Annotated in this window: 6 protein-coding genes and 3 pseudogenes; 7 read left to right on the top strand and 2 right to left on the bottom strand. The window is 71.9% G+C overall.

Going from position 1 to position 9,854, the window contains the following annotated elements:
* The first annotated feature begins 174 nt into the window (after positions 1 to 174).
* Positions 175 to 1,383: a flavin-containing monooxygenase gene (locus AOK15_RS18165; RefSeq protein WP_055518041.1), complete on the top strand. Its 1,209-nt coding sequence runs from the start codon at positions 175 to 177 to the stop codon at positions 1,381 to 1,383.
* 12 nt (positions 1,384 to 1,395) lie between these two features.
* Here the strand turns inward: AOK15_RS18165 and AOK15_RS45650 are convergent, their stop codons facing one another.
* Positions 1,396 to 1,557, bottom strand: coding sequence for a hypothetical protein (locus AOK15_RS45650; RefSeq protein ID WP_167738829.1), 162 nt, complete (start codon positions 1,555 to 1,557; stop codon positions 1,396 to 1,398).
* Positions 1,558 to 1,752: 195 nt separating this feature from the next.
* On the opposite strand from AOK15_RS45650, the gene AOK15_RS18160 reads away from it, so the two are divergent.
* The 6 genes and pseudogenes from AOK15_RS18160 to AOK15_RS18140 all read left to right on the top strand — a co-directional run bounded on the left by AOK15_RS18160 (position 1,753) and on the right by AOK15_RS18140 (position 9,366).
* Entirely contained in the window at positions 1,753 to 2,847 is a 1,095-nt protein-coding gene (locus AOK15_RS18160; protein ID WP_240508484.1) for a polyamine ABC transporter substrate-binding protein, read from the top strand.
* Positions 2,823 to 3,362, top strand: a pseudogene (locus AOK15_RS49015) (histidine kinase); the annotation flags it as partial. The gene AOK15_RS18160 and the pseudogene AOK15_RS49015, both read left to right, overlap by 25 nt.
* Before the next feature lie 252 nt (positions 3,363 to 3,614).
* Positions 3,615 to 4,787, top strand: a pseudogene (locus AOK15_RS49010) (ATP-binding SpoIIE family protein phosphatase); the annotation flags it as partial.
* Positions 4,788 to 5,130: 343 nt separating this feature from the next.
* Positions 5,131 to 7,383, top strand: a complete 2,253-nt coding sequence (locus AOK15_RS18150; RefSeq protein ID WP_055518037.1) for an acetate--CoA ligase family protein — start codon at positions 5,131 to 5,133, stop codon at positions 7,381 to 7,383.
* A gap of 58 nt (positions 7,384 to 7,441) precedes the next feature.
* A complete protein-coding gene (locus AOK15_RS18145; RefSeq protein WP_055518034.1) occupies positions 7,442 to 8,269 on the top strand; it encodes an enoyl-CoA hydratase/isomerase family protein in 828 nt (275 codons plus the stop codon).
* A gap of 440 nt (positions 8,270 to 8,709) precedes the next feature.
* On the top strand, positions 8,710 to 9,366 hold the full coding sequence (locus AOK15_RS18140) for a flavin reductase family protein (protein WP_185093688.1): 657 nt from the start codon (positions 8,710 to 8,712) through the stop codon (positions 9,364 to 9,366).
* Between the two features lie 159 nt (positions 9,367 to 9,525).
* On the opposite strand, the pseudogene AOK15_RS18135 reads toward AOK15_RS18140, so the two are convergent.
* Positions 9,526 to 9,854 (bottom strand): annotated as a pseudogene (locus tag AOK15_RS18135) (hypothetical protein); the annotation flags it as partial.

The following is a 9,854-nucleotide window of genomic DNA, read 5'->3' as shown; positions in this document are numbered from 1 at the left end:
CACTCACACCGCACGCCGGGGCTCCCCGTCACCCCCACCCACACCACGTACCCGCCATATTCCGGGAGACCTACGCCACAGACCTCACGCACTCCTCCTCAGCCGTGATCAATCCGCAACCAATTCCGGTCTTGACCGAGACCCATCAATGAGGGACGTGAATACGCTCGGCACATGGCCGACTCCACAGCATCCGCGACGCCCGTCTCCGACCACCCGGTCTATGTGATCGGTGGCGGTCCCGGCGGGCTGGCCGCCGCCCACGCGCTGCGCGCCCGGGGGATACGGGCCGTCGTACTGGAGAAGTCGGACGCGGTCGGCGCGTCCTGGCGGCGCCACTACGACCGGCTGCGCCTGCACACCACCCGGCGGCTGTCGGCGCTGCCCGGCCTGCCGATGCCGCGCCGCTTCGGCCGGTGGGTGGCGCGGGACAACGTCGTGCGCTACCTGGAGAAGTACGCCGAGGTCCACGCGCTGGAGATCGTGACCGGCGTCGAGGTCACCCGCGTGGAGCGGAACCCCGACGGAACCTGGCTGCTGCGCGCCACCGGCGGCCGTGAGCTGACCGCCGGCGCGGTCGTCGTCGCCACCGGCTACAACCACACGCCGAACATCCCGGACTGGCCCGGCCGCGACACCTTCACCGGCGAGCTGTCGCACGCCTCCGCGTACCGCAACCCCGAGCCCTACGCCGGCCGTGACGTCCTCGTCGTCGGTATCGGCAACACCGGCGCCGAGATCGCCGTCGACCTCGTCGAGGGCGGGGCGAAGCGGGTACGACTCGCGGTGCGGACAGCCCCGCACATCGTGCGCCGCTCCACGGCCGGCTGGGCCGCCCAGTACAGCGCCGTCCTCGTGCGGCGGCTCCCGGTCGCCCTGGTGGACCGGATCGCCAAGCCGATGGCCCGGCTCAGCGTGCCCGACCTGTCCGCGCACGGGCTGCCCCGCCCCACCTCCGGCCTGTACTCGCGGGTCAACGAGGGCTCCATCCCCGTCCAGGACGTCGGCATCATCGACGCCGTCCGCAAGGGCAAGGTGGAGATCGTCGCCGCGGTGGAGAAGTTCGAGGACGGCAAGGTCGTCCTCGCCGACGGCTCGCACGTCGAAACCGACGCCGTGATCGCCGCCACCGGCTACCGCCGGTCCCTGGAGGGCCTGCTCGGCCATCTCGACGTCCTGGACGGCCGCGGCAAGCCGGTCGTGCACGGCGCGCGCTCCCCGCGGAACGCCCCCGGTCTGTACTTCACCGGCTTCACCAACCCCATCAGCGGCATGTTCCGCGAACTCGCCCTCGACGCCGAGAAGATCGCGAAGGCCGTCGCCCACACCGGAGGCGTCGCCACGCGCGACGCGGTCACCGTGCAGGTACGCGCCGCGCGCTGAAGGGGCACCGAGTCAGTTCACCGCCGGCACCGCCGGCACCGCCGCGCTGTCGGACGTGTCCGGGTCGAACGCGAACGGCCCGGACACCGGGTGGACACTCACCGCTCCGGTCGTGCCGGGTGTCGCGCTGTCGATCCGCACCTTGAACGCGTACGTCCGCGCGGGGGGGACCATGCGCCACACCACCGCCGCCGTCCTGCTCGCCGCCACGCTAGCGCCGGCCGGCTGCTCCGGCAGGGCGTGATCGGGCCAGGGCGTCGCCGTGCGGCACACACGAGCGCTGTCCAGGTGACGGCCCTCGCCGCCTGGGTTCGAGTTGCGGGACCAGATACCCCTAGGTACATGTGAGGGTGTGAGGATCCCGCCATGATGCCTGCGGTGAGTCGCCGGACGGTCCTGAAGGGGGCCGGTGCCGTCACGGTGGGCGCGGCTGCGGGCCACCTCGCCGGGTGCGGGACGGGCACCGAGGGGAAACGCCGCGCCAGGGAGAGCGAGCGGGCTGGGGTGTTGATCGTCCGCGACAGCGGCGGTTCCCACGGCGCGGCCCTGAGAAGGTCGATCTACGCGCCCTTCACCGAGGAGACCGGCATCCGGGTCGAGACCGTGCACTTCCTGCACGGCCAGATGCTGGACCAGATCAAGCGGGGCGACCCGCGGTTCGATGTCATGGACATCGACATGCATGTCCTGGAGTGGTTCCAGCAGAACGACGCCTCCCAGGAGATCGACTACGACCGCCTGAAGAACGCGAAGGATGTGGGCATCGCCGACTTCCTGCTGACGTCGTACGGCGTAGGGAAGTCCTACTGGGCCAGCGTCATGGGGTACCACGCCGACGCCTTCGGCGGGAGAAGGCCCGAGTCCTGGGCGGACTTCTGGGACACCAAGGCGTTCCCCGGTCCGCGCTCGCTCCAGAGCTCGTTCGACCTGCCCGAACTGGAGTTCGCGCTGCTGGCGGACGGTGTCCCCATGGACAAGCTGTACCCGCTGGACGTCGATCGCGCTTTCAAGTCGCTGGATCTCATCAAGGACTCCGTCCGCACGTTCTGGAACAGCGGCGACGAGCCCGGTGCGCTCTTGGTCCGCAGAGAGGTCACGGCCACCAGCGGCTGGCAGGGCCGCCTGGAGGACCGGGTCAGGCACGGAGCCCCCATCAGGTACGAGTGGAACAGTGCGCGCAGGCGGGCGAACGGGTACGGGATTCCCAAGGGCTCTGGAAACCCGGATGACGCATACCGGCTCATCGACTACGCACTGCGCCCGCAGGTACAGGCCCGGTACGCCGAGGCCTTCATCACAGGTCCTGTCACACCCGCCGCCTACGCGTACGTGCCCCGGTCCATCGCGGCGGACCTGCCCAGCTCCCCCGGCAACCTCTTCGTCGGTTTCGACCTGGACACGGAGTGGTGGCTGGAGAACATGGATGAAGTGACCAAACGGTGGCAGGAGTGGGCTCGCACGTAGTCTTCCGGAAGGCTCGCGCCCTGCTGCGGGTCCGCAGCGTCGCGCGCCAGGTCTTCCTGCTGCAATTCGTGATCATTCTCCTGCTGGCCGCGACGGCGAGCATCACCCTTGTCCTGCAGACGCAGCACGCGATCATGCGCGACGCCCGGCAGTTGACCAAGGGCGTCGCCACGAGTTTCGCGCACGCCCCCGGCACGCGGGCGGCCATGCAGTCCGCCGACCCCAGCTCCGTCCTGCAACCAAGGGCGGAAGCGGTGCGCAAGGAATCAGGCGTCGATTACGTCGTCGCGTTCGACCCGGAGGGGTACCGGTGGACCCATCCCGACCCGCGCATGATCGACAAGCACATCTACACCCAGCGCGAGGGCGCCGCCCTTGACCGGCCCTTCACCCGCACGTTCGAGGGGAGCCTAGGCCTCAGCGTGGATTCCACCGTTCCCGTCTACGATGCCGCGGGCACGAGGATCGTGGGCTTCGTGGCGGTCGGGGTCACGGTCGACAGCGTCAGTGACGTGTTCCGGGGCCAGCTCCCGCGCCTGTTCGCACTCACCGGCGGTGTACTCCTCCTCGCCGCAGGGGGTACCGCGCTGGTCTCGCGCCGGCTGAAGCGCCAGACGCGCGGTCTGGACGCGCGGGAGCTGACGCGGATGTATGAGCACCATGACGCGGTGCTCCACGCGGTGCGCGAGGGGGTCCTCATCGTCGGCGGTGACGGACGGCTGCTACTGGCCGACAGTGGGCAACAGCTGCTGGACCTGCCTGCCGACACCCGCGAACACACCCTCGCCGAGGCCCTCCAGCGCAGCATGCTGCCGCACTCCCTGCCCGACCACTCCGCCGTGGAGACCGCCCACCGCTACCTGCCCGCCCTTGAGGGAGTCGGGGGCGACTGGTTCGACGTCATCCCCCTGCCCAGCGCCCGGGTCGCCCTGGTCGTCGGCGACGTCGTCGGCCACGGCCTGCACGCCGCCGCGACCATGGGGCGCCTGCGGACCGCCGTACGCAACTTCTCCTCGCTCGATCTCCCCCCGGACGAGCTTCTCGGTTGCCTCGACGAACTGGCCGCGCAGAGCAGCGACGAGACCGTGGAGCCGGACGGCAGGGGGCTCCTGGGGGCCACCTGCCTCTACGCGATCTACGACCCGGTCTCCGGGGTGTGCTCGGTGGCCCGCTCCGGCCATCCCGACCCCGCCGTGGTGTACCCCGACGGCACCGTGGAGTACCTGCGGGTGCCCGTCTCGCCGCCTCTCGGGCTCAACAGCGGCTTGCCCTTCGAGACCGCCGAGTTCCGCCTGGCCGAAGGCTCCCGGCTCGTGCTGTACACCGACGGCCTGATCAAGGATCGGCAGCGAGGCATCGACACCGGGCAGGAGACGCTGCGCGAGGCGCTGGCACACCCCGGCCGGACACCCGAAGAGACATGCAGGGACGTCGACGCCATCCTTCCCGACCAGCCGCACGACGACATCGCCCTGTTGGTCGCCCGGCCTCGCCTGCTGAAGTCCTCGCAGGTCACCGACTGGGATGTGCCCGCCGACCCCGCAGCCGTCGCCGGTATCCGGGCCAACGCCGCACAGCGGCTCCAGGAGTGGGGGCTCGGGGAGCTGGGGTTCGCCACCGAGCTGGTCATCAGCGAACTGGTCACCAACGCCGTTCGCTACGGTGCCGCCCCGATCCGGCTGCGGCTGCTGCGCGACGACGAGCATCTGATCTGCGAGGTCTCTGATTTCAGCAGTACCTCGCCGCACATGCGTCGGGCGGCCACGACCGATGAGGGCGGACGTGGCCTGTTCCTCGTCGCCCAGTTCACCCAGCGCTGGGGCACCCGCTACATGCCGCGGGGCAAGGTGATCTGGACCGAGCAGTCTCTCCGTGGCCCGGCGGCCGGCCCAGATGGGGCGGTGGCTGACGTCCTGCTCGACGCGTGGGACGACCTGTGAACAGCCCGTAGGCCTCCAGATCGGGCACACGGTCGCCCCGGCACACCGGGGCCCCGCCGGACACCGGCGGCGGGGATGTTCTCCGTCCAGCGCAGGACCGTACCGTCCAAACCGGCCGACCGTCCAAACCGGCCGACCGTCGAAGCCGACCGCCGCCGTATACGTCTGACGGACGCCGCCGGCGGGTACAACTCCCCGTACCGCCGCGTAACTTTGCCCGCACACCCATTCCTGACGCAGCGTCAGTTCAGTAATCTGAAATCTGACGCTGTGTCAGTTGGATGAGTGGTACGTGACCGCGTCACCTCAGTGAATTGGCTGTCACACAGGAGCGGGCGGACCGATGCTTGGATCAACCCACGGCACCCTCACCACCGACTCCCGCCGGGCCCGGGCCATCGCCTGCGGCGAGACCCCCCAGCAGATCGTGCACGGCAGACCCGCCGAGGCCGGCGACCTGGACGTCAGCGGGCGCCCGCTGTACGCCGCCGTCCCCGATCTGGACCGGTTCTTCCGCCCCGAGTCCGTGGCCGTGGTGGGCGCCTCGGACGCGGAGGGCCGACCCAACACCGGGATCACCCGGCAGTTGCTCGCCTGGGCCGAACGGGTCGGCGCCCGGCTGCACCCGGTGCACCCCACGCGTCCGTCCGTCTTCGGCATCCCCTGCTCCCCTTCCGTCGCCGACCTGCCCGAACAGGTCGACCTCGCCGTGCTGCTCGTCTCCGACCCCCTCCCGCTGATCGACGAACTCGCCGAGGGCAAGGTGAAGTTCGCCGTCGCCTTCGCCTCCGGGTTCGCGGAGACCGGCGAGGAGGGCGCCCTCGCCCAACAGCGGCTGGCCGCCGCCGTCGCCCGCTCGGAAGGTCTGCGGCTGCTCGGCCCGAACACCAACCTCAACGCCTTCGAACGCTTCCGTGACGACCTGGACGGCCCCGCGATCGCGCTGATCACCCAGTCCGGCCACCAGGGCCGCCCGGTCTTCTCCCTCCAGGAACTCGGCATCCGCCTCTCCCACTGGGCCCCCACCGGCAACGAGGCCGATCTGGAGACCGCCGACTTCATCTCCTACTTCGCCGAGCGCCCCGAGGTGGGCGCCATCGCCTGCTACATCGAGGGCCTCAAGGACGGCCGCTCCTTCCTCCTCGCCGCCGACCGGGCCGCCCGGCGCGGGGTGCCCGTCGTGGCCGTGAAGGTCGGTCGCACCGAGGCCGGGGCCCGCACGGCCGCCACCCACACCGGCAAACTGACCGGCGCGGACTCGGTGGTCGACGCGGCCATGCGGCAGTACGGCGTGATCCGCGTGGACGGTCTGGACGAACTCCAGGACACGGCGACCCTGTTGGCCCGTGCCCGGCGACCGCGTGCCGAGGCCGCGTCACGTCCGGTGGCCGACGGTGTCGTCGTCTATTCGATCTCGGGCGGCACGGGCGCGCACTTCGCGGACCTGGCGACGGAGGCAGGGCTGCGTCTGCCGACGCTGTCGGAGGCCAAGCAGGCCGAACTGCACCAGTGGATCCCCGACTATCTGAACGTGGCCAACCCGGTCGACAACGGCGGGCACCCGGTGGGCGACTGGCGCGGCCCTCGCATCCTCGACGCGATCCTCGACGACCCGGCGGTCGGCGTGCTGATCTGCCCCATCACCGGCCCCTTCCCGCCGATGAGCGACAAGCTCGCCCAGGACCTGGTGGACGCCGCCGAACGCACCGACAAGCTGGTGTGCGTGGTGTGGGGGTCGCCGGTCGGCACCGAGGACGCCTACCGCCAGACGCTGCTCGGGTCGTCGAAGGTGGCGACCTTCCGCACCTTCGCCAACTGCATCACCGCCGTCCGCGCCCACCTCGACCACGCCCGCTTCACCACCGCCTACCGTTCTCCCTTCGACGAGGCACCGCGCTCCCCGTCGCCCTCCTTCCGCAAGGCCCGGGCGCTGATGCGGCCGGGGCAGCAGCTGAGCGAGCACGCGGCCAAGCAACTGCTGCGCGCCTACGGGATACGGGTGCCGCGCGAGCAGTTGGTGACGAGCGCGGCGGCGGCCGTGCGCGCGGCGAGCCTCGTCGGCTACCCGGTGGTGATGAAGGCGTCCGGAGCGCGGATCGCCCACAAGACCGAACTCGGCCTGGTCAAGATCGGGCTGACCTCCGCGAGCCAGATCCGTGACGCCTATCGCGAACTCACCGACATCGCCCGCTACGAGGACGTGTCGCTCGACGGGGTGCTCGTCTGCCAGATGGTCGAGCGGGGCGTGGAGATGGTCGTGGGGGTCACGCACGACGACCTCTTCGGGCCGACGGTGACGGTCGGGCTCGGCGGGGTCCTCGTCGAGGTGCTCCGCGACGCGGCCGTACGCGTGCCGCCCTTCGGGGAGGACCAGGCGCGCGCCATGCTCGACGAACTGCGCGGCCGGGCCCTGCTGGACGGGGTCCGCGGGGCGCCCCCGGCCGATGTCGACGCGCTCGTGGAGGTCGTGCTCCGGGTGCAGCGGATGGCGCTGGAGCTGGGGGACGAGATCGCGGAGCTGGACATCAATCCGCTGATGGTGCTGCCGAGGGGGCAGGGCGCCGTGGCCCTGGACGCACTGGCGGTGTGCCGCTGAACGCCACCCCACCACACCGGACAAGGCCATCACGACCCGTAACAGATGGAGCATCCACATGTCCGCTTCCCCCCTCGAAAGTCCGGAAAAGTCCCGTGACTCATTGATACTGCACGCCACTGACAACGCGGTCTCGTGGATCACGCTCAACCGCCCCGAGGCGATGAACGCCCTCACCCCCGACCAGCGCGACCGCCTCGTCCAGCTGCTCTCGGACGCCTCCGCGGATCCCGACGTGCGAGCGGTCGTGATCACCGCGACGGGCCGCGGGTTCTGCGCAGGCGCCGACCTGCGCGGCGGGGCGGCCCGCCCCGCCGAACGGGTCGCCGGTGACGTGGCCCGCACCATCCGCCTCGGCGCCCAGCGGCTCGTCGCGGCCGTCCTCGACTGCGAGAAGCCGGTGCTGGCGGCGGTGAACGGCACGGCGGCCGGTATCGGCGCGCATCTCGCCCTCGCCTGCGATCTGGTCCTGGCGGCCGAGGAGGCCCGTTTCATCGAGGTGTTCGTCCGCCGCGGACTCGTCCCCGACGGCGGCGGCACCTACCTCCTGCCCCGGCTGATCGGGCCGCAGCGCGCGAAGGAGCTGATGTTCTTCGGCGACGCCCTGTCCGCCGCCGACGCGGAACGGCTCGGCCTGGTCAACCGGGTCGTCCCCACCGCCGACCTGGAGAAGACGGCCCGCGCGTGGGCCGAGCGCCTCGCCGCCGGCCCCACCCGCGCCCTGGCGCTGACCAAGCACCTGGTCAACGCCTCCCTCGACACCGACCGCGCCACCGCCTTCGCCGCCGAGGCCGCCGCCCAGGAGATCAACATGACGACGGCGGACGCCCAGGAGGGCGTGGCGAGCTTCGTCGAACGCCGCGCGCCGCGCTTCGAGGGCCGCTGAGTTCAGCCCGCGCCCCACCTCCCGACGAAGACGGCCGCCGCGCCGGGGAAGACGACGGACCGATCACCGCCGGAGCGACCGGCACACGGCGGGCGACTCGGAGCGCCCCGCACACGCCACCGGCACCGCCACCGGCACGGGCACCGGCACCGCAGGCGACGCGCGGCCACCTGCCCGCCGACACCACCCCCGCCTCGCCCCCCGCCGGCACCGGCACCGGCACGGGCACGGGCACGGGCACGGGCACCGGCACGGGCACCGGCACGGGCACCGGCACGGGCACCGGCACGGGCACCGGCACCGGCACCGGCACCGGCACGGGCACCGGCACGGGCACCGGCACGGGCACCGGCACGGGCACCGGCACCGGCACCGGCACCGACATGGCGGCCGTTGCGGCCCTTCACTTCTGACGGTCCGTCAGTTTCAATGGGGCTGTGATGGGACATGCGGGAATGGCGGCGGCCGCCGTCCGATATCTACGGTCCGACCGGGCGCGGGCGACCTCGCCCACACGCCCGGTCGAAGCACTGCCCCGCCCCGAGCTGCGCTGTGTCCGCGAGGGCGAGCGGATGCCGGTCGACCAGGCCGAGTTCCGCCGCGTCCTGGGCAGCTTCGCGACGGGCGTGACGGTCATCACCGCCCCACCGGCACCCGACACCACTCCGGGGTCAGGGCCGGCGCTCCGCCCCGCCGGATTCGCCTGCCAGTCCTTCTCCTCGCTCTCGCTCGACCCGCCCCTCGTCGTCTTCATGGTCGGCCGTACGTCGACGACCTGGCCCCGGATCGCCCGCGCGGGCGTCTTCTGCGTGAACGTACTCGGCGCGGACCAGGGCGAGTTGTGCCGACGCTTCGCGGTGAGCGGCGCGGACAAGTTCGCCGGTGTCGCCCACGACCCGGCCCCCGTCACCGGTTCGCCACGCCTCGCCGGCGCCGCCGCCTGGATCGACTGCGCGATCCACGCCGTGCACCCCGGAGGTGACCATCTGATCGTGGTGGGCCGGGTGGAGGCGCTGGGCACCGCCGACGCGGACGAGGCGTCGAGCGCGCCCCTGCTGTTCCACCGCGGCCACTTCGGCGGCTTCACGGCAGGGTGAAACACCCTGCGGTTCAACAACCGGCCAAGCCACAACGCGGCTTCACGACCGGCGGAGCCACCCCACCGCTTCACGACCGGCGGAGCCACCCCGCTCCACAACCGGCCGAGCCACCACGCGGCTTCACAACCGGCGGAGCCACCTGGCCCCTTCCGGTCCTCACCCCACCGCCACGACCGCCCCGCCGCCGATCACCACGCACCCGACGGCCAGCGCGCCCCACGAGAGGATCGCCGCGCAGGGCTGGACGGGCCGGCCCGCCCGGGCCCGTACGACGGTGACGTGCACCGCCAGGGCCGGGGGCAGCGCCACCACGTAGAGCCCGAGTCCCGCGAGGTGCCAGGCGGGGACGGCCAGGGCCGGGAGCACCCACAGGGTGCAGGCGGGCGGGATCCACCACCAGGCGGTACGGCCGGTCAGCTGCCGCGCGGTCCAGTGGGCGAGTCGCACCGCCGGGACGACGTACGCGGCGGTGCGACTCGCCCACT

Source organism: Streptomyces ossamyceticus (genome assembly GCF_001418475.1).
Taxonomy (GTDB): domain Bacteria; phylum Actinomycetota; class Actinomycetes; order Streptomycetales; family Streptomycetaceae; genus Streptomyces; species Streptomyces ossamyceticus.
Note: the sequence above shows the minus strand (reverse complement) of the source record. Positions and strands in the feature narration are given on the sequence as shown.